The organism is Aeromonas sp. QDB30, assembly GCF_027707645.1.
Lineage (GTDB): Bacteria > Pseudomonadota > Gammaproteobacteria > Enterobacterales > Aeromonadaceae > Aeromonas > Aeromonas caviae.
On the sequence record NZ_JAPCIY010000001.1, the window covers coordinates 48,203 to 66,938 of the forward strand.

At 64.5% G+C, this 18,736-nt stretch carries 16 protein-coding genes; 8 read left to right on the top strand and 8 right to left on the bottom strand.

All coding sequences use genetic code 11. From position 1 onward, the window contains the following. Positions 1–38 precede the first annotated feature (38 nt). The 3 genes from PG896_RS00220 to PG896_RS00230 form a co-directional block, all read right to left on the bottom strand. Positions 39–3,500: a hybrid sensor histidine kinase/response regulator gene (locus PG896_RS00220; RefSeq protein WP_270835282.1), complete on the bottom strand. Its 3,462-nt coding sequence runs from the start codon at positions 3,498–3,500 to the stop codon at positions 39–41. A 63-nt stretch (positions 3,501–3,563) separates the two neighbouring features. After that, positions 3,564–4,706, bottom strand: a complete 1,143-nt coding sequence (locus PG896_RS00225) for a 3-phenylpropionate MFS transporter (protein WP_010673233.1) — start codon at positions 4,704–4,706, stop codon at positions 3,564–3,566. A gap of 261 nt (positions 4,707–4,967) precedes the next feature. Continuing rightward, a complete protein-coding gene (locus PG896_RS00230; protein ID WP_043152608.1) occupies positions 4,968–7,061 on the bottom strand; it encodes a TonB-dependent hemoglobin/transferrin/lactoferrin family receptor in 2,094 nt (697 codons plus the stop codon). 195 nt (positions 7,062–7,256) lie between these two features. Here PG896_RS00230 and PG896_RS00235 point away from each other — a divergent pair, with 195 nt between their 5' ends. From PG896_RS00235 to PG896_RS00245, 3 genes are read left to right on the top strand one after another with little or no spacing between them, the layout of a single operon-like run. Next, positions 7,257–8,225, top strand: coding sequence for a ChaN family lipoprotein (locus PG896_RS00235; protein WP_270835283.1), 969 nt, complete (start codon positions 7,257–7,259; stop codon positions 8,223–8,225). Between the two features lie 14 nt (positions 8,226–8,239). Further along, positions 8,240–8,791, top strand: coding sequence for a cysteine hydrolase family protein (locus tag PG896_RS00240; protein ID WP_039040040.1), 552 nt, complete (start codon positions 8,240–8,242; stop codon positions 8,789–8,791). 39 nt (positions 8,792–8,830) lie between these two features. Then, complete coding sequence (locus tag PG896_RS00245; RefSeq protein ID WP_041211184.1) at positions 8,831–9,238, top strand: hypothetical protein; 408 nt, start codon at positions 8,831–8,833, stop codon at positions 9,236–9,238. Positions 9,239–9,303: 65 nt separating this feature from the next. Here the strand turns inward: PG896_RS00245 and hutZ are convergent, their stop codons facing one another. Further along, the gene (gene hutZ / locus PG896_RS00250; RefSeq protein WP_010673228.1) at positions 9,304–9,861 is read right to left on the bottom strand and encodes a heme utilization protein HutZ; all 558 of its coding nucleotides are present in this window, start codon (positions 9,859–9,861) and stop codon (positions 9,304–9,306) included. Continuing rightward, a complete protein-coding gene (gene hutX / locus PG896_RS00255) occupies positions 9,858–10,370 on the bottom strand; it encodes a heme utilization cystosolic carrier protein HutX (protein ID WP_171865063.1) in 513 nt (170 codons plus the stop codon). The genes hutZ and hutX overlap by 4 nt, the downstream gene beginning before the upstream one ends. 167 nt (positions 10,371–10,537) lie before the next feature. Here hutX and PG896_RS00260 point away from each other — a divergent pair, with 167 nt between their 5' ends. From PG896_RS00260 to PG896_RS00270, 3 genes are read left to right on the top strand one after another with little or no spacing between them, the layout of a single operon-like run. Next, positions 10,538–11,383: a heme/hemin ABC transporter substrate-binding protein gene (locus tag PG896_RS00260; protein WP_041211182.1), complete on the top strand. Its 846-nt coding sequence runs from the start codon at positions 10,538–10,540 to the stop codon at positions 11,381–11,383. After that, positions 11,380–12,411: a FecCD family ABC transporter permease gene (locus PG896_RS00265; RefSeq protein ID WP_039040072.1), complete on the top strand. Its 1,032-nt coding sequence runs from the start codon at positions 11,380–11,382 to the stop codon at positions 12,409–12,411. The genes PG896_RS00260 and PG896_RS00265 overlap by 4 nt, the downstream gene beginning before the upstream one ends. Before the next feature lie 15 nt (positions 12,412–12,426). Further along, complete coding sequence (locus PG896_RS00270) at positions 12,427–13,218, top strand: heme ABC transporter ATP-binding protein (protein ID WP_270835284.1); 792 nt, start codon at positions 12,427–12,429, stop codon at positions 13,216–13,218. Positions 13,219–13,315: 97 nt separating this feature from the next. Here PG896_RS00270 and PG896_RS00275 read toward each other — a convergent pair whose 3' ends face one another. Next, complete coding sequence (locus PG896_RS00275; RefSeq protein WP_103858417.1) at positions 13,316–13,924, bottom strand: YitT family protein; 609 nt, start codon at positions 13,922–13,924, stop codon at positions 13,316–13,318. Positions 13,925–14,231: 307 nt separating this feature from the next. Between PG896_RS00275 and PG896_RS00280 the strand changes: the two genes are divergently transcribed. Both PG896_RS00280 and PG896_RS00285 read left to right on the top strand, forming a co-directional pair. Then, entirely contained in the window at positions 14,232–15,593 is a 1,362-nt protein-coding gene (locus tag PG896_RS00280) for a UDP-glucose dehydrogenase family protein (RefSeq protein WP_103858416.1), read from the top strand. Then, the gene (locus PG896_RS00285) at positions 15,590–16,588 is read left to right on the top strand and encodes an NAD-dependent epimerase (protein ID WP_103858415.1); all 999 of its coding nucleotides are present in this window, start codon (positions 15,590–15,592) and stop codon (positions 16,586–16,588) included. The genes PG896_RS00280 and PG896_RS00285 overlap by 4 nt, the downstream gene beginning before the upstream one ends. 81 nt (positions 16,589–16,669) lie before the next feature. Here PG896_RS00285 and PG896_RS00290 read toward each other — a convergent pair whose 3' ends face one another. Continuing rightward, positions 16,670–18,358 carry an ArnT family glycosyltransferase gene (locus PG896_RS00290; RefSeq protein WP_270835285.1) on the bottom strand — a complete coding sequence of 563 codons (1,689 nt, stop codon included), beginning with the start codon at positions 18,356–18,358 and terminating at the stop codon, positions 16,670–16,672. Beyond that, the gene (locus tag PG896_RS00295; protein WP_103858413.1) at positions 18,348–18,713 is read right to left on the bottom strand and encodes a lipid-A-disaccharide synthase N-terminal domain-containing protein; all 366 of its coding nucleotides are present in this window, start codon (positions 18,711–18,713) and stop codon (positions 18,348–18,350) included. The genes PG896_RS00290 and PG896_RS00295 overlap by 11 nt, the downstream gene beginning before the upstream one ends. Positions 18,714–18,736: the final 23 nt, after the last annotated feature.

The following is an 18,736-nucleotide window of genomic DNA, read 5'->3' on the forward strand; positions in this document are numbered from 1 at the left end:
AGAAAATGTTCAGCCAATGCTCGATTCTGTGAGACCAGTCACTGAACCGGCATCAGCAGGCTGTTCATCAGGGCGCGCAGCTTGAGAGGTTTGACCGGTTTGCTCACGTAGCCGAAGCCGTGCTCACGGATCTGTGCCTGCAACTCGCTCTTGCGATCCGCACTGATGATGATGCCGCCGATACCGTTGCCGTGGGCCAGCCTGATCATGTGCAGCGCCTGCAACCCTGTCTTGCCGTCATCCAGGTGATAATCCGACAGCACCAGCGCAGGCAGGAAGCCGCCGCCGATGATCTCTTCCGCCTGCTCCTGGCTCTGGGCACAGCGCACCTCGCAGCCCCAGCGTCCCAGCAGCGAGGCCATGGCGATGAGGATATCCTCCTCGTTGTCGATGCAGAGGATCCTGACCCCTTCCAGCTGACTGTCTCGCAGGGCCGGGGTCGTCACCTGGCTGGGGATGACGGGCCGGGTCGCGAGGTTCAGGGTGATGGCAAAGACGGACCCCGCTCCGGGCCAGCTGCGCAGGGAGAGCTGATGACCCAGCACCAGCGAAATGCCGCGGGCGATGGCGAGCCCGAGGCCAAGCCCCTGCTCCCTGGCGGTGCGGGAGTGATCGAGGCGGGAAAACTCGTCGAAGATCGCCTCCTGCTTGCCCTCCGGGATGCCGGGGCCGTTGTCCCACACCTCGATGCGCACCTTCTCCCCCATGCGGCGACAGCCGAGCAGCACCCGACCGCCGGGGTTGTAGCGAAATGCGTTGGTGAGGAAGTTCTGCAACACCCGCCGCAGCAAGCGCACATCGCTGTAGACCGCAAGGCGGCTCTCCACCACGGAGAACTGGATCCCACCGGCCTGGGCCAGCACGCCGAATTCCGCCTTGAGATTGTCCAGCACATCGCTCAGGGCGAAATCGAGCTTCTTCGCCTTGAACTTGCCCGCCTCGAGGCGCGAGATGTCCAGCAGATCCGTGATGAGATCCTCGGTCGCCCCCAGGGCGTCGTCGATGTGGCGAGCGATGCGGGCCGGTTCGTCCTCCGGGGGCAGCATCTCCAGCAAGGAGGAGGTAAAGAGCTTGGCCGCGTTCAGCGGCTGGGTCAGGTCGTGGCTCACCGCCGCAAGGAACCGGCTCTTGGACTGGTTGGCCCGCTCCACCTGCTGGTTTACCAGCAGCAGTTGACGGTTGAGTTCGGAGAGCTCGTGGGTGCGCTCGGCCACCCGCGCCTCCAGGTGCTCGTTCGCTTCCCGCAGCACCCGCTCCGCCGCCCTGAACGGGGTGATATCGGTGAAGGTCATGACAAAGCCCCCCGCAGGCATGGGGTTGCCCTGCATCTCGATGACCCGGCCATCGGGACGCTCCCGCGCCGAGACATGGGGGCTGCCACGCTTCATGAAGGCAACCCGCCGCGCCACCTGGGCCTCGATGTCTCCCTGACCGCACAACCCCTGTCCGGCGTTGTAGCGGATGATCTCCTCGATGGAACGGCCCACCTGAATGAGACCGGGGGGATAGGAGAACAGCTCGATGTAGCGTCGGTTCCAGGCCACCAGCCTGAGCTCCCTGTCCACCACGGAGATCCCCTGGCCCATGTGTTCGATTGCCCCCTGCAACAGGCCGCGGTTGAAGCGGAACATGTCGGAGGCCTCGTCCACTATGGTGGCGATCTCCTCGAGCTGCATGTTGCGTCCCTGCAGGGCAGAGGCCAGCACCAGGCGGGCGGACGAGGTACCGAATACCCCCGCCAGCAGTCGCTCCGTGTGGGCGATGAGCTCGGCGGAGGCCTGCATCTGGGGCGCCAGGGTGCCTCCCCGCTCGCCGGCGAAGCGACCGAAGGCCCGCTTGACGCGGCTGGAACCGACGAAGCGGGCCGCCAGCATCTCCAGCTCCTTCACCGAGACCCGCGCATGATAAAGCGCCGAGGTGTCCCGGCTCGTCTTGCCGACGAAGTTGGCTGCCTGCAGCCGCTCGCTCACCGCCGCCCGTGACAGCAGGGAGCCCGCCACATAGCCGGCGAGGTTGAGCAGAAGACTCAGGAAGAGGCACCAGGCCCCCAGACTCAGATCCCGCACCGCCGGCCAGTCTGGGGGCGCCAGCAGGGCTTCGAGAGGGGAGCCAGCCAGCAGTCCGCTCTCCGCCAGCAGGGTCACGAACCAGAGGCTGACCCCGAGGGCGAGCCCGAGATAGACGCCCTTGCGATTGCCATGACGCCAGTACAGGCCGAGCAGCAGGGCTGGCGAGAACTGGGCCACGGCCCCGAACGAAAGGTAACCGATGCGCGACAGACTGGTGAGATCCCCGAGCCAGAGATAGAGCGCCCAGGCCGCCAGCAAAATCAGCAAGATGGCGCCCCGACGCACCTGCAGCAGCAACCGCATCAGGCGCTCGTCCCGCCCCTGTTGCCAGACCCGGCGCAGCAGGACCGGCAACACCAGATCGTTGCTCACCATGATGGCCAGGGCGATGGTGCAGACGATCACCATGCCGGTGGCCGCCGAGGTACCGCCGAGAAATGCCAGCATCGCCATGCCGTCGTAGCCGAGCGACATGGGGAGGCTTATCACATAGGTGTCCGAGGCCATGTCTGCCCCGACCCACTGCTTGCCTGCCAGCGCCAGCGGCCAGATGAAGAGCCCCATCAGGAAGAGATAGAGGGGGAAGATCCAGCGGGCCCAGTGCAGATCCTGCCCCTGGTTGTTCTCCACCACGGTCACGTGAAACTGGCGCGGCAGGCAGATGACGGCACACATGGCGATCAGGGTGTAGATGGCGAGCTCCAGCAGACTGCCCGGCGTCACCGCCACCACCGCATCGAGGAAGTCGCCCGCCACCAGGGTACGCGCCTCGCTCGGTCTAGCGATGATGAGCCAGAGCGCAAAGCCCCCCACCGCCATGAAGGCGAGCAGCTTGACCACGGACTCGAAGGCGATGGCCACCACCATGCCCCTGTGGTGCTCGGTGGCATCCAGGTTGCGGGTGCCGAACAGAATGCTGAACAGGGCCAGCAGCAGGGTGACCCCCAGCGCCAGCTCCGCCATGTTGCTGGTGGGGCTGACCCCCGTGCTGTTGGCCATCAGCAGATCGAGCCCGGTGACGATCGCCTTGAGCTGCAGCACCAGATAGGGAAGTATCCCCATGACGGCGATGAGGCTGATCACCATGGCCAGGCGCTGGGACTTGCCATAACGAGCGGCGATGAAATCGGCGATGGAGGTGATGTGCTCGCGCTTGGCCACCAGGATGAGGCGGGCCAGCAGGCGCCAGCCAAACAGGAACACCAGCATGGGGCCCAGGTAGATGGGCACCGGCGACCAGGGGGATTCGCTGGCCTGGCCCACGGTGCCGAAGAAGGTCCAGGAGGTGCAATAGACCGCCAGCGACAGGCTGTAGAGCAGAGGCTGCCCCTTGGGGCGACGGCGCTTGTTCTTGTCCGCCACATAGGCGATGAGGAACAGCAAGCCCAGATAGGCGAGCGACAACCCGATCAGCAGCCATCCTTGGTGCATCTCTCTACTTCCCTTTTCCAGATAAGTCGGAGGCCTGCCGCGCCAGAGACCGGCAGACCTGTGTCATCGGCCCTGTTCAGGGCTCTCTTCACGCAGCCGCAACACGAAGACCGGCAGCACTACCAGCACCATGATAAAGAAGATGCCGCCCCCCAGCGGCTCGAACAGCACGCCGCAGATCGCCATCAGGGCCGCCACCGTCATGCCGAGGCCCAGGGCCGCATAGAGCGCCTGGGTGGGGATCTGCTGCTCCGCGGGCAACTGGCGGGTCATGAAGCGGATGGCGCCGAGGTGGCTGACGCAGAAGGTGACCCCGTGCAGCAGCTGGCCGAGCACCAGCACCGCCAGGTCGGTAGAACTGCCGAGCAGCACCCAGCGCACCACGCAGCCAAGGGCCCCCACCAGAAACAGCGTCTGGGCGCCGAAGCGCTGGAGGAAGCGCTTGTCCGCGGCGAACATGGCGATCTCCGCCACCACTCCCAGAGCCCAGAGATACCCGATCAGGGTGCCGCTGTAGCCGGCGCTCTTCCAGTAGATGGCGCTGAAACCGTAGTAGGCCGCGTGGCTCCCCTGCAGCAGGGCGGTGATGAGCAGGAAGCGGCGCACCGGGGCCGACCTGAGCGTGACGAGCAGCGAGGCCTTGGCCCGCTCCCCTTGCAGCTCCCGGGGGGCGGGTCGCAGCGGCAGCAGGCTGAGCCCCAGCATGATCAGCAGCCCGGCCACCATGGTGTGCAGCACCCAGTCGCTGCCAAAGTTGCCCACCAGGGCCCCCACCAGGGTGGAGGCGACGATAAAGGCAAAGGAGCCGCACAGCCGCACCTTGCCGTAGTCGAGGTGGGTCTGCACCACCATACGGGTGGCAAGCGCCTCTCCCATGGGCATCAGGGTCGGGTAGATGAAGTTGGCCGCCAGGGTCAGCACCACCAGCCACCAGAGGCTGTGGCCCAGATAGAAACCGAGGAAGGCCAGCAGACTCAGCAGACAGAGCAGCCGGGTGACGGGCAGCAACTGGCCGGCTCCCTTGACTCGCCCCATCACCATCAGGTTGCCGGCAAAGCGGATGGCCATGCCCACCCCTAGCAATAGCCCTATCTGTTCAGTACTCACCCCGATGCCTTCCAGCCAGAGCGACCAGAACGGCAGGTAGGCGCCATAAACGAAGTAGAAGGCACCAAAAAACAGGGCTAACCAGGAGAACGCGGGCATAGAGGCTCGGGCTGCATGACAAGGGGCACAAATGATAACCGATTTCGGGGCGGGGATCCCCAGGCGGCATGACAGATAAAAACCATAAATATCAATAAAGTTGAACCTTTGTCACATCCCCCTGTCTATTGGGTAACACCGCTTCCTGATGAGTGTTGCAATCCTTCCACCCGCCCCTGGCGGGTTTCTTTTTTGCAGACGCCGACCTTCATGACAAAAGGGGCCTGAGGGCCCCTTTTCCTTCATGCTGGTCCACGACCATCAGAACACGTACTTGACCCGTGCACTGAGGTTGCGGCCAGGCTTGGTCTGCTTGCTGGTATCTGCGGTGGCGGCAAGGCCGGTGATGCTCTCGTAGCTCACGTACTCCTTGTCAAACAGGTTGAACACCCCCACGTTGAGCTGCAGGTCCTGCACCGGCTTGAACTGGGCATAGAGATCCACCACGCCCCAGCCTGCGCTCTTGATGTTGTCGTTGCCTCGCGCATCCTTGCCCACCTTGTCCATGTCGTCGGCAAAGCGCAATGCGGTGTTGATGTTCCAGTTCGGCTGCTCCAGACGCACTCCGACGCTGCCGTTCAGGGGGCTCAGGCTGTTGATGTAGTTGCCCTCGCCATCCTTGCCCTCGATGTAGGCCAGGTTGCCCCAGACGTTGACCAGCTCGTTCAACCAGTAGTCCGCCTTGGCCTCGGCCCCCTTGGTGGTCGCCTTGTCCAGGTTCTGGTACTGATAGAGGGCGGTACGGCCTTCGGTGCCCACGGCCGTCAGCTCGATGAAGTCGTCGAACTTGTTGTAGAAGGTGGCCACTTCATAGCTGAACCCGCCACGGCTGCCGCGCACCCCCAGATCGATGCCGTCGCTGCTCTCTGGCTTGAGGTTCGGGTTGGGCTCGATGCGATAGCCATACGCCTGGTGGTTCAGGGTGGAGAAGGCGTTGTCATACATGGGCGCCTTGAAGCCGTGGCTGTACTGGGCGAACAGGTTCGCCGCCTCGTGCGCCTTGAACACCAGCCCCAGCTTGGGAGAGAACTCCCCTTCGGAGATCTTCTTCATGTTCTCGCCCGTGTAGGCGGGATCCTCGTCCGGGGTCATCTTGTAGTAGTCGTAACGCACGCCCGGGGTCAGCACCCAGCGCTCGCCGAACTTGATCTCGTCAAAGGCCCAGAGCGCACTGCGCTCGCTGGTGGTGGAGGGGAAGCTCAGCTCGTTGTAGCCGACGAAGTCACCCGGAACGGTCGGCCCCTTGAAGCGGGTGCGCTCGTTGTCGGTGTGCTCGTATTCCAGGCCCCAGGCCAGACGCTGGCTGGCGAGCGCCTTGTTGAACTTCACCTGGGCGCCCAGGCTCTCCTGCTCGAAACCGTTGTGATCCAGGGAGTTCTTGGTCACATAGGGGTTGCCCGGCATGACCGGATACTTGGACGAAGCGTACTGATCCAGGGTCTGCTTGGCGCGGCTGTAGTAGATCTTGCTGTCCACGCGATCCGCCCAGGGGGCGTTCAGGGCGAGGCCATGATCCAGTACCAGGGAGAGGTTGTCGGTCTCCTTGTCGGTAATGGGCTGGTTGAAGACGGAGCCCGCCTTGGTCAGATCGATGGCATCCGGATCCTGCCCCTCGGTGAAGTAATCCACCGTCAGTTTCAGGAACTGATCATCGGAGAGATTCCACTTGCTCTTGAACAGCACGGCCTGGCTGACGATGTCGAACTCGTTCTTGTCGCCGTCATAATTCTGGGTGACACCGCCATCGCGCCAGGTGTAGCGCAGCAGGTTCTCGACTTCCCCGGTGCGCAGCGCCCCCGTGATGCCGGCCATTCTCTGGTGGCTGCTGGAGGCATAACCCGTGGTCGCATCCAGATAGCTGTCGCGGCCCTTGAGGAAGTCGCCTGCATCCTTGGTGGTGATGGCAATGACGCCTCCCAGAGCATCGGAACCGTAAGCGGCCGAGGCCGGCCCTTTGGCCACTTCCACCTGCTTGATCATGTCGGTGTCGAAGTAGGTCTGACCCACGCCGCCATTCTTGTAGGCATCGTTCTGGCGCACACCGTCCTGCACCACCTTGACCCGGTTTTCGCTCATGCCGCGAATGGTGAAGGTTTGGGCATCTCCTGCTCCTCCCTGCACGCTCACCCCGGGCTCATAGCGGAACAGATCGGCGACGTTGCTGACGACCTGCTCTTCAATCTGCTCCGAGGTAATGACGGCGATGGGACCGGAAACATCTTCCAGCTTCTGTTCCATCCGGGAGCCGCTGACGACCATGACTTCATCGGCTTTCTTGTCTGCGGCGAAAGTGGGGGAGATCAGCCCGGCCGCCACGGCGAGGGCTATCAGGGAGGGGGTGTTGTTGTGCGCCACTGCAAAGTCCTTATTGAGAATTATTATCAAGCGGAAGGCATATTACCCCGCCAGAGACAAAGATCAATAATAAAGTGAATCATTCTCATTTCACTTTATCGTCATTCCCCCTTACACTGGCGCCACTTTTTGCTCGCCATGCCGCCATCCCATGGTGCAGCCTTTTCCCATCCCCTGTTTCGTGAGTGAGTAACCATGATCCGACGACTCCCCCTGCTCGCCCTGCCCCTGCTGCTGGTCGCCTGTGCCACCACGCCGCAGAACACCCCACCCGAGACCCTCTATGACGCACGGCTCGATACGGCCCAGGGGCAGGCGTTGACCTTCGAGCAGGCGGTGGCGCGGGTGGCGGATGCCGACATCGTGCTGGTGGGGGAGCTTCACACTCACCCGGCCATCCATCTGTTGCAGGCACGTCTGCTGGCGGGGCTTGACGAGATGTCGCAAGCCGATGGCCGGGCCCTGGTACTCTCCATGGAGCAGTTCAGCCGCGCCGATCAGCCGGTGCTGGATGCCTACCTGGCCGGACGCATCGGCGAATCGGCCCTCATTCGAGATGGCCATGCCTGGCCCAACTACCAGAGTGATTACCGCCCTCTGGTGGAGTTTGCCAAGGCGCAGCACCTGCCAGTGATCGCCGCCAATGCCCCCAAACCCCTGGTGAGCTGCGTCGGTCAGGAGGGACCGGCCTGGCTCGACAAACTGCCGGCCAATCGCCGCAGCCAGCTTGCCCGCGAGCTGACTCTGGGGGATGACGGCTACCGCCAGAAGTTCATGGCTTCCATGCACCATGGGGATGCGGACGGCAACGCCCGTCGCTTCGCCGCCCAGACCAGCTGGGACGACACCATGGCCGAAAGCATGGTGGATTATCTGGGCAAGCATCCCGGCAGGCGCATCATGCATATCGCAGGCAACTTCCACGTGGAGGGGGGACTCGGGATCGCCAGTCGCATCGCCAGCCGCAATCCGGCACTCAAGGTGGCACTCATCGTGCCGCAAACCAGTGACGAGACAGCCCCCGGGAGAGACGCAGACGTCAGGGTCCACATCGCTCCCCTGCCGGAACGCTGGCTAAATGCAAAGGAAATGAAGCAAGATATGGGCGCACTGCATCAATCCCGAAGCCGTGACTGCAGCCAATGGTTGCAACCCTCAAAATAGCCCAAGGATTTCATATGGATGTGTTACTCGTCATCGACATGCAACAGGGGTTGTTCGATAACCCCCGCCATCAGGATGCCCAGGTCATCGCCAACATCAATCGTCTGGCCGATCGCGTGCGGGGCCAACACGGACGGGTCATCTATGTGCAACACGACGAACCGGGTTCCGAGCTGGAACCTGGCAGTGCGGGCTGGCAACTGCACGCCGATCTGGCCCCGTCTCCCCACGACAGCCGGGTGCGCAAGACCGCCTGTGACAGCTTCCTCGACACCGAGCTCGGCTTCCTGCTGGCAGAGCAGTCGGTAGACAGACTGCTCATCTGCGGCTGTGCCACCGACTTTTGCGTCGATACCACGTTGCGCAGCGCCGCCGCCAGGGGCTTTGACGCCTTTGCGGTGACCGACGCCCATACCACGGCGGACAGGCCGCACCTGAGTGCGGAGCAGATCATCCAGCACCACCACTTCATGTGGCGGCATCTGAGCCTGCCTCAAGGCAGAAGCGTGACCCTGCTCACGACGGATGAGCTGCTGGCCACCATTCAACCCGAGCGGGCGTGTTAAGCTGCCCGTCCTGATGTGAACACCCGATTGGAGTCTTGTGTGCGTCTACTCTCTGCCGTTGCCCTCACGCTGCTGTTACCGGCGCTCACCGCCTGCTCCGGCTTGCCGGGGGCAGCACCCGATGGCCCGGCCCCCCTGTTCCACACCCATATCAGCGACGACGGGAGCAAGCGCTTCACCTTCGAGGCCGCCCCTCTCGACGTCCTGCCCACCCGGTTGCAGGAGGGAGATGACAACCGGCTGAGCCGCCGCGACAAGAGCCTGCTGGAACGCCGGGAAGCCCTGCAGGACGAGCAGCTCACCCAGATGCTGGCCACGCGCAAGTATTGCCGAAGCGGCTATATCGTCCTCAGCCAGACCTCCTGGAAGATCCGCGGGGAATGCAACGAGAGCGCCACCCAGGCCGATCGCGATGCCTTCCCCAACCAGGCAGGCTGGCAAGAGTAACCCGGGACATAACAACAAAATGGGCAGCCCAGGCTGCCCGTTTTCTCATCTCGCTAATTGTTCCCTCAAACGGGTTCATCCGCCGGGCTGGTCAGCTCGGCGCCATTGTCGATGCGTTTGTGCCCTTCCACCAGGTGAACGAAGTCCACCAGTTCGTCGCCGGAGACACGGAACGCCTGACCGAATCCCTTGACGAACAGTCCCTGCTCGGGCTTGAGCCTAAACAGCACGAAGTCCTTGAGGTTGGAGAGCCCTTTGACTATCTCGCCGAAGCGCCCTTCCAGCGCCGCAACGGCCTTCTCCCAGCGTGCGTCGTCGCGGGCCACCACCTCGGCGACCGCATCGAAGGTCAGACGCTTGCGGGCAAACAGCTCGCGGGCACCGGTTTCGTCCTCGATCAGCATCAGCGATACCTTGGGCACCTGTTGCAGGTTGCGGGCGTGGCGAGCTATCTCGGAGATGAGCACATAGTATCCATCTTCCTGCAGCACGAAGGGGGCATAGCTGGCATTGGGGTTGCCTTCGCCATCCACAGTGGCGAGCTGCAGGGTACGGCAACCGTCGCGGAACTCGCGGATCTCCGGTTGCAGGCGGTTTTGCAGGCGCTCCTGACGTTCACTCATGCTTTCACTTCCTCTTGATACTGACGGCGCAGGGCCATGAAACGCTCCACCTGCTCAGGCAGCAGATGACGCTGCTCGTCCCGGCCCAGGTAGATCTTGAAAATGCAGCGGCCACTGTGGCCGAAGAACTGGAAGGAGTGCCCCTCCTTGCCCATGAAGAGCTTGCTGACCAGGGCGATGCCCGCCACGTTGTCGAGCTTGAGGTGGCCGTGCAGTTCGCCGTCCCGCCCCATCAGGTTGTAGTAGCCGCGCGCGTTCTTGCCCTTGGGGAAGGGAGCCTTCACCTCGAAGATGGAGCCATCGGATTCGACGATGGTGGTCACCTGACCCCAGCTGGACAGGTCCGCCAGCAGGGCTTCGGCCTCCCCGGCCGGCACTGACGTCATCAGGGCGGCAGGCAGATGGCGTACCACCTCCCACTCGCTGACGGCCAGCTCGGTGGCGATAGTGGACGGGTGGGCACTGGGGTCTTGCTCCAGCAGCGCCTGAATGCGTTGTGCAATGCTCATCGGTTCTCCCTGGATGATCTGGCGATGGTGCTCGGTGTCGCGACGGATACTGTAATAAAGCGCCCCAAGTAACGCAATTGATAATCGCTTTCATTCTCAGTGCATTTTGGTGGGCGACTTGATATTCTCGGCGGCAACCTTATTTCATTCACCCTTCGGAGGTTCGCATGGGCCGTCGTTTTGCCCTCGCATTCAGCCTGCTCGGCTGTGCCCTTTCCCTCTCTTCCCCATCCGTCATGGCGGTGGAGCGTATCGTCAGCATAGGCCCGGCCACCACGGAACTCATCCTGGCGCTGGGGGGCGAGCAGAGCCTGGTCGCCACCGATGTCAGCAGTCCGGAGCCCAGAGGCGTGCCCAAGGTCGGCTATCACCGCGCCCTCGCCGCCGAAGGGATCCTGAGCCTCTCTCCGACCCTGGTGGTCGGCAGCGACGAGATGGGCCCGAACAGCACGCTTGATCAGTTGCGCCGTGCCAACGTCAAGGTCGAGGTCATGGCCACAGCCCCTACGCTGGCCAACCTCAACGAGCGTATCGACACCCTGGCCCATCTCCTGGGTGACCAGACGGCAGGGAGCAAGCTCAAGGAGCAAATTGCCGCCCAGAGCGACACCCTGGCGGCGCAGGCGAAGCAGAACAAGCCCCTCAAGGTCGCCTTCCTGCTGCTGCACAAGGGTCAGCCCACCAGCATCGCTGGCGGCAACACCACCGCCAGCGCCCTCGTCACCCTGGCGGGCGGCGTCAATCCGGTGGCTGGGCTCCACGACTACAAGCCCGTTTCCACCGAATCCCTCATCGAGCTGCAACCGGATCTGGTGTTGGTGAGCGGCCGCGACTGGCAGCAGTATCAGGATCCCGACGCCGTCCTGAGCCAGGTGCCCGCCCTGTCAGCCACCCCGGCAGGCAAGAACAAGGCTATCCACGCCATCGACGGACATGCCCTGCAAGGGGGCCTCAGCCTTCGTTCCTTGCAACAGGCGAACCAGATCGCCCAGTGGATCAAGCAGGGTTCCTGATGCGTCTGCCTCTGCCCTGGCTGCTCGCCCTGACCGGCTGCGCGCTGGCGTTGCTGCTGGTCGGGTCCCTCGCGACCGGCCCCATGTCCCTCTCCCTTGGTGAGAGCCTGCGCGCCCTGTTTGCCGGACCACAGAGCGGGATTGAGGCTCACAAATTATTGATCGTGCAGGAGATCCGTCTGCCACGAACCCTGCTCTGCATCGCCGTGGGGGGCATTCTCGGCCTCTGCGGCGCCGTCATGCAGGGACTGTTTCGCAACCCCCTGGCAGACCCCGGCATCATAGGGGTGTCGGGTGGCGCGGCACTCGGCGCGGCCCTGGCCATCGTGCTGCTCGCCCCGTTGGGCTCGCACCTGCAGAGTCTGCTCGGCCTGGGGTTGCTGCCCCTGCTCGCCTTTCTCGGCGGAGCCCTCACCACCACCCTCGTCTATCTGCTGGGTACCCGGGAGGGGGGCACCTCGGTCACCGTGATGCTGCTGGCCGGGGTGGCCATCACGGCGCTCTCCGGCGCCGTCATCGGACTGCTCACCTACCTCGCCGACGATCAGATGCTGCGCAACCTGAGCCTGTGGCAGATGGGCTCCCTGGCGGCAGGCAAGCCGGTCGATGTGACGCTGGCGCTGCTGACCCTGGCCGCTTTGCTGCTGCTGTTCATGCGCGATGCCAATCCCCTCAACGCCCTGCTGCTGGGAGAGGGAGAGGCACGGCATCTGGGGGTGAACGTGCAGACACTGAAGCGTCGCCTCATCCTGCTCACCGCTGCCGGTGTCGGCGTGGCGGTGGCCGTGGCGGGCATGATCGGCTTTGTCGGCCTAGTGGTTCCCCATCTGGTACGGCTGCTGGCCGGCCCCAACCATGTCCGCCTGCTCCCGCTGTCTGCCCTGCTGGGGGCTGGCCTGCTGCTGGGGGCCGACATGCTGGCGCGTACCCTGCTCGCACCGGCCGAGCTGCCCGTCGGCATCATCACCGCCCTGCTGGGGGCCCCCTTCTTCATCTGGCTCTTGGTCAAGAGCCGCCGAACCCTGTAACAGGAGATCGTCACTTTGCCCGGATCCCCCTCCCCCCTGCTCAGTTGCCGGGGTCTTCGCCTCAGTCGTGGCAACCGGCTTATCCTGGACAGCCTGGATCTCGACCTGCATGCCGGCAGCCTGACCGCCCTGCTCGGCCCCAACGGGGCGGGCAAAAGCTCACTGCTCAAGTGCCTGACCGGCGAGCTGGAACATGAAGGGGAGATCCACCTGTTCGGCCAGACCCGCAGGGGGTGGGCCGACAACGCTCTGGCACACCGGGTCGGTGTGCTGCCGCAAAGCTCCTCCTTGAGCTTCCCCTTCCTGTGCGAAGAGGTGGTGGCCATGGGTCGGCTGCCCCACAGCGAGCCTGCCAGCCGGCGCGACGAAATAGTCCGCGCCGCCATGACCCACGCCGGGGTCGACCATCTGGCGAACCGCCTCTATCCCGGCCTCTCCGGCGGGGAGCGTCAACGGGTGCAGTTCGCCCGGGTGCTGGCCCAGATCTGGCAGGCCCCGGAGGAACCGCAGCAAGCGCGGCTGCTGCTGCTGGACGAGCCCACCTCGGCGCTGGATCTCAAATACCAGCACCAGTTGCTCGCCATGGCCCGGGCGCTGGCCGGTCGCAACACCGCCGTGCTGGTGGTGTTGCACGACCTCAATCTGGCAGCCCGCTACGCCGATAGACTGGTGATGCTGGAGCAGGGCAGGCTGATGGCTGACGGCAACGCAGGCGAGGTGCTGACTCCGGAGCTCATCGCGCGCCTCTACAACTACCCCGCACAGGTGATCCACCACCCCGAGAGTGGCGTTCCCATGGTGGTGTGACACCCAGGGGCAGATAGCAACAGAGCGCCATCAGGCGCTCTGTCTTTTTGCGGTATCCAGCCTTGGGCTGACCAGCAGGGCAATCCCCACGGGCACATCAGGCTATCTGGTAGCGCCCCGGCTTGTGATTGAGTGTCAACACCAGGTTACAGATGATGGCGGCCACCACGGAGAGTGCCAGCAGCCAGGGGGAAACCACGAAGAAGGAGGCGACGACGATGACGCAATCCAGTCCCATCTGCAGCTTGCCTGCCCGGATGCCGAACCTGTCCTGGATGAAGAGCGCCAGGATATTGAAGCCCCCCAGGCTCGCCTTGTGGCGAAACATGATGAGCAACCCCATGCCGATCAGGGTGCCGCCGATGAGCGCCGCGTAGACGGGCTCGATCTTGCCTATCTGCACCACGGCGTTGAGGTGATCCGTCATGAAGGAGACGGTGGCCACGGCGGCAAAGGTATTGAGGGTGAAGCGCGGCCCCATCCTGAGCCAGGCCAGGGCGTAGAACGGCAGGTTCATGGCGAAGAACAGCAGGCCGAAGCTGATGCCGGTCACCTGCTGCAGCAGCAGCGCCAGCCCTGCGGTGCCGCCGGTGAGCAGGCCGACCTGATGGAACAGGAAGATGCCGAGGGAGACGAAGCCTGCCGCGGTCAGCAGGGCGAGCACATCCTCATAGAGCGGGTGCGCAGAGCGGGGGGTGTTGTCCATAACCGGGTGTCCATGCGAAGTGAAAAGAGTGTCTGCCGCCAGCACTGGCGGTGGCGAGCCCCGTGGATCGGGACTTCGTTTATGACCACAGTGTCCGATTTCAGTGAGCCGGATCACAAGACTGTGGCGATACGCACCAAAATGGTGCTCGTCAGCCCTGCGTTACAACCCCTGCACCAAGATCAGCCACTCTCTCCCGCGCCACCCTGGCCCCAGGCTGAAAAACCGGACGGATCCCGCTGTTACCAACAATGAATCGTTCTAGAATGGGGCCTCGCAAATCTCTGCCCCCAAGGAGTCGCCGCAGATGAGAGTCGCCGTATTCGGAATAGGTTATGTGGGTCTGGTCCAGGCCGCCGTGCTGGCCGAGATGGGCCACCAGGTGACCTGTGTGGATGTGGATGCCGCCAAGGTCGGCCGGCTGAAAGAAGGCATCATCCCCATCTTCGAACCCGGCCTGGCCCCCATGGTGCAGGCCAACCACCAGGCAGGTCGCCTGCACTTCACCACGGACGTGGCCGAGGGGGTGGGCTTCGCCGAGCTCATCTTCATCGCGGTCGGCACCCCGCCGGATGAGGACGGCTCAGCCGATCTGCAGCACGTGCTGGCGGTGGCGGGCACCATAGGCCGCCTGATGGAAACGGGCAAGGTGGTGGTCAACAAGAGCACGGTACCGGTCGGCACCGCGACCAGGGTGCGTCGGCACATCGAGGCCATCCTGCACGAGCGCGGCGTCTCGCTGCCGCTCGAGGTGGTCTCCAACCCCGAGTTTCTCAAGGAGGGGGCCGCCGTCAATGACTGCCTGCGACCGGATCGCATCATCATCGGCACCGGCTCGTCCCATGCCTTCGCCTTGCTGGAGGAGCTCTATGCCCCCTTCAACCGCCAGCACGATCGCATCATCCAGATGGATGAGCGCAGCGCCGAGCTGACCAAGTACGCCGCCAACGCCATGCTGGCCACCAAGATCTCCTTCATGAACGAGATGGCCAATCTGGCGGAGAAGCTGGGGGCCGATATCGAGGCGGTGCGCAAGGGCATAGGCGCCGATCCGCGCATCGGCTACCACTTCATCTATCCGGGCTGCGGCTACGGCGGATCCTGCTTCCCGAAGGACGTGAAGGCGCTGATCCACACCGCCAAGGAGGCGGGCTGCGAGGCGCCGCTGCTGCGCTCGGTGGAGCAGGTCAACGACAGGCAGAAACACAGGCTCGCCGAGCGGCTGCACCAGCACTTCGGCGCCGACTTGAGCGGCCGCACCTTCGCGCTCTGGGGGCTCGCCTTCAAGCCCAACACAGACGACATGCGGGAGGCCCCGAGCCGGGTGCTGATGGACGCCATCTGGGCCGCCGGCGGCAAGGTGCAGGCGTACGACCCCGAGGCCATGAAAGAGGCCCAGCACCTCTACGGCCTGCGGGACGACCTGACCCTGTGCGGCACCCAGGAGGCGGCCCTCAAGGGCGCCGATGCCCTGCTCATCTGCACCGAGTGGCAGCAGTTCCGCGCCCCCGACTTCGAGCTTATCCAGCGCACCCTGAAGCAGGCCGTCATCATCGACGGTCGCAACCTCTACGATCCGGCCCGCCTGCGCCAGCGCGGCTTCACCTATTACGCCATCGGCCGAGGCGACAGCCTGGAACAGGCGCACGGTCTGGGGCAGCCGCGATGAAGTATCTCGTCACCGGCGCCGCCGGTTTCATCGGCTTTCACCTGGCTGGACGGCTGTGCGCCGAGGGCCACGAGGTTGTCGGCATCGACAACCTCAACGACTACTACGAGGTGAGCCTGAAGGAGGCGCGCCTCGCGCGGCTCGGCCCCCTGCCCGGTTTTCGCTTCGAGCGCCTCGATCTCGCCGATCGCACCGCCATGGCCGAGCTGTTCGCCCGGGAGCAATTCGAGCGGGTGATCCACCTCGGCGCCCAGGCCGGGGTCCGCTACTCCCTGGACAACCCCTTCGCCTACGCCGACAGCAACCTCACCGGCACCCTGACCGTGCTGGAGGGGTGCCGCCATCACGGGGTACAGCACCTGGTCTACGCCTCGTCCAGCTCGGTCTATGGCCTCAACGAGCAGATGCCGTTCAAGACCTCGGACGGAGTGGATCACCCTGTCTCTCTCTACGCGGCGAGCAAGAAGGCCAACGAGCTGATGGCCCACTCCTACTCCCACCTCTACGGCCTGCCCACCACGGGCCTGCGCTTCTTCACCGTCTACGGTCCCTGGGGTCGCCCCGACATGGCGCTGTTCAAGTTCGTGCGCGCCATCCTCAAGGGCGAGCCCATCGACATCTACAACCAGGGCCAGCTCAGCCGGGATTTCACCCATGTGGACGACATCGTGGAGGGGATAGTGCGGGTCGCGGACAGGCCACCGGTCGGCGATGCCAACTGGCGGGGGCAGACGGATGCCAGCCCGGCCCCCTACCGCCTCTTCAACATCGGCAACGGCAGCCCGGTGCGGCTGCTGGACTTCGTGGAGGCCATCGAGACGGCGCTCGGCAAACGGGCGATCCGCAACATGCTGCCCATGCAGCCCGGCGACGTGCTCGCCACCTGGGCCGACACAGAGGCGCTGTTCGAGGCGACCGGCTATCGCCCCAAGGTAGGGTTGACCGAAGGGGTCGAGAGCTTTGTGAAGTGGTACAGGGAGTACTACAGGATCTGACCGCACAGGATCATCCAAATAGAAAGGGGCTGCCAATGGCAGCCCCTCTGTTTATCCGGCTTACTCTCCTGCCGTCCGGGCTCAGGGCCCGGGGGCATAGCTGAAGGGCGCTATCTGTGGGCTCAGACCGCGACAGGCCGGCTTGAGGGCCTCAGGCCCGGCCAGCAGCCAGTCGGTGCGGTGGCGGTTGCCGAGGTTCTCCATGCGATCTGCGTCGAAGCAGACCGCCATCAGATCGGCTGCGCCCAGCACCCAGCGACCGGGAGCGGCCGCAATCCAGGCCGCCGCCTCGCGCGCCTGCTCCCCATCCCCCATCAGATAAGGGTAATGCCGCAGGGGCCGTTGGCTGAACAGCAGGTGCTGTTCCTTGAAGCCGGCCAGCAGCAGCTCGTTCCCCGCAGGCACCCGCTCCGCCGCCAGCGCCATCACCCCCTCCGGGGTGCGCATGTCGTTGAGCCTCACGCAGATCCAACTGGAGTAGATGAGCCACCCCACCGCCAGCGAACAGAGGATGGCACTGAGTGGCGCCCGGCGCAGCAGCGCATTGACCAGCAGCAGCGCCCCTCCCATCGCCAGCAGGGGCAGCCAGGGGGCCGGGCCCAGATCCCCCAGTCTGCTCGCCAGCCTAGCGCTGAAGGCCAGCGCCCCGGCGGCGCCCACGCAGACGATCCCCAGCAGCCAGCCGAGTCCACCCAGCAGGCGTGCGGGCCAGGCCCTCGCCAGCAGCTCGGCGACGAAGGGAGCCGTCAGCAGGGCCAGAGCCGGCGTCCCCGGCGTGACATAGACGCCGCGCTTGCCCGGCGAGGCCGAGAAGAAGAGGATCACCAGCACCAGGTAACCGAGCAGCAATATGATGCGCCTGTCCTGCCCCTGGATGGCCTTGCGCCAGGCCACCACCAGCCAGGGCAGCAGCAGGGAGAGCGGCAGCCAGAATGGCGGGATCACCGAGGTGAGGTAGTACCAGAAGGGTTTGACGTGGTGCCAGGCGTTGGCATAGCGGGTCACCGTCTGGCGCAGCAGTATGTTGTCCCGGTAGGCCTGCAGCACGGGATCCCCGCTCTGGGCCACGGCGAGCAACATGGGCACCAGCCAGAGAGCGATGGCCAGCACCATGAACAGCGGCCCCGCCAGCCCCTTGAGCCAATCGCCCCTGGTGGCGGCACGGATCTTCTCCCTGTGGGTCCAGATCGCCGGGATCAGGATCAGCAGGGCCAGCAGCCCCACCCCCTTGGTGATGATGCCGAGCCCGGCGGCGAACCAGCCGAGCCAGTACCAGCGCCAACCGCCACCACAGAGCAGGAAGCGGACGAAGCCATAGACCCCGAGGGTGATGAAGAAGGTGACCAGCGCATCGATCTGCGCCGTCTTGGCTTGCAGGGTGAACTGGACCGTAAAGAGCAGCAGCAGACCGGCCATGAAGCCGACCTGTGCGCTCCACAGCCGGCGCCCCAGATCCCACACCAGCGCTATGGTCAGCAAGCCAGACAGCAGGGAGGGCAGCAGGAAGGCAACCTTGATGGAGCCGGTCAGCAGATACCCTATCGCTATCCCCCACATAAACAGGGGGGGCTTGTCCGGGTAGATCTCGCCGCCGCGCATGGGGAAGAGCCACTGGCCGCTCTCCACCATCTCCTTGGCGATCAGGGCGAAGCGCGGCTCGTCGGCGGGCCAGGGATCCCGCAGGCCGAGGCCCGCCCCCAGCACCACCAGGGCGATCAGCAGCAGCCAGCCCAGCGACTCCTGCCTGAGCAGATAACGATCATTTACCATGGCGAACCCCATAGTCGTCGACGACCTTGTCCCGCTTCCACCCTCTGTGCTGGATGTCCAGATAGAGGCTGTAGAGGGCGGTAAAGGTGGGGAAGAGGTTCTGCAGCACGCCGACGGAGTCCTGCTTGGGGGAGAAGATGAAGTAGCTGAGCGTCATCAGGCTGCCGAGCACGCTCATGTACCAGAACAGGCGGGGAATGACGGGCCGGCCGGCCCGCTTCGAGGCCAGGAACTGCACCAGCCAGCGCCCGCCGAACATGAGCGCCCCCGTGTAGCCGATGAGCTTCCAGCCGGTGACATGCAGACCCGTCCAGTCAAACCAGGTCAGCTCCATGGAAAGCAGGGCATCGATCATCGCCGCCCTCCCCGGTTCAAACC

Excerpts from the sequence above, each read along its gene's own strand:
- PG896_RS00290 (WP_270835285.1), bottom strand. The coding sequence starts at position 18,358 with ATGGTAAATGATCGTTATCTGCTCAGGCAGGAGTCGCTGGGCTGGCTG.
- hutX (WP_171865063.1), bottom strand. The coding sequence starts at position 10,370 with ATGAGCATTGCACAACGCATTCAGGCGCTGCTGGAGCAAGACCCCAGT.
- PG896_RS00260 (WP_041211182.1), top strand. The coding sequence starts at position 10,538 with ATGGGCCGTCGTTTTGCCCTCGCATTCAGCCTGCTCGGCTGTGCCCTT.
- PG896_RS00225 (WP_010673233.1), bottom strand. The coding sequence starts at position 4,706 with ATGCCCGCGTTCTCCTGGTTAGCCCTGTTTTTTGGTGCCTTCTACTTC.
- PG896_RS00275 (WP_103858417.1), bottom strand. The coding sequence starts at position 13,924 with ATGGACAACACCCCCCGCTCTGCGCACCCGCTCTATGAGGATGTGCTC.
- PG896_RS00235 (WP_270835283.1), top strand. The coding sequence starts at position 7,257 with ATGATCCGACGACTCCCCCTGCTCGCCCTGCCCCTGCTGCTGGTCGCC.
- PG896_RS00240 (WP_039040040.1), top strand. The coding sequence starts at position 8,240 with ATGGATGTGTTACTCGTCATCGACATGCAACAGGGGTTGTTCGATAAC.
- PG896_RS00285 (WP_103858415.1), top strand. The coding sequence starts at position 15,590 with ATGAAGTATCTCGTCACCGGCGCCGCCGGTTTCATCGGCTTTCACCTG.
- PG896_RS00295 (WP_103858413.1), bottom strand. The coding sequence starts at position 18,713 with ATGATCGATGCCCTGCTTTCCATGGAGCTGACCTGGTTTGACTGGACG.
- PG896_RS00280 (WP_103858416.1), top strand. The coding sequence starts at position 14,232 with ATGAGAGTCGCCGTATTCGGAATAGGTTATGTGGGTCTGGTCCAGGCC.
- PG896_RS00220 (WP_270835282.1), bottom strand. The coding sequence starts at position 3,500 with ATGCACCAAGGATGGCTGCTGATCGGGTTGTCGCTCGCCTATCTGGGC.
- hutZ (WP_010673228.1), bottom strand. The coding sequence starts at position 9,861 with ATGAGTGAACGTCAGGAGCGCCTGCAAAACCGCCTGCAACCGGAGATC.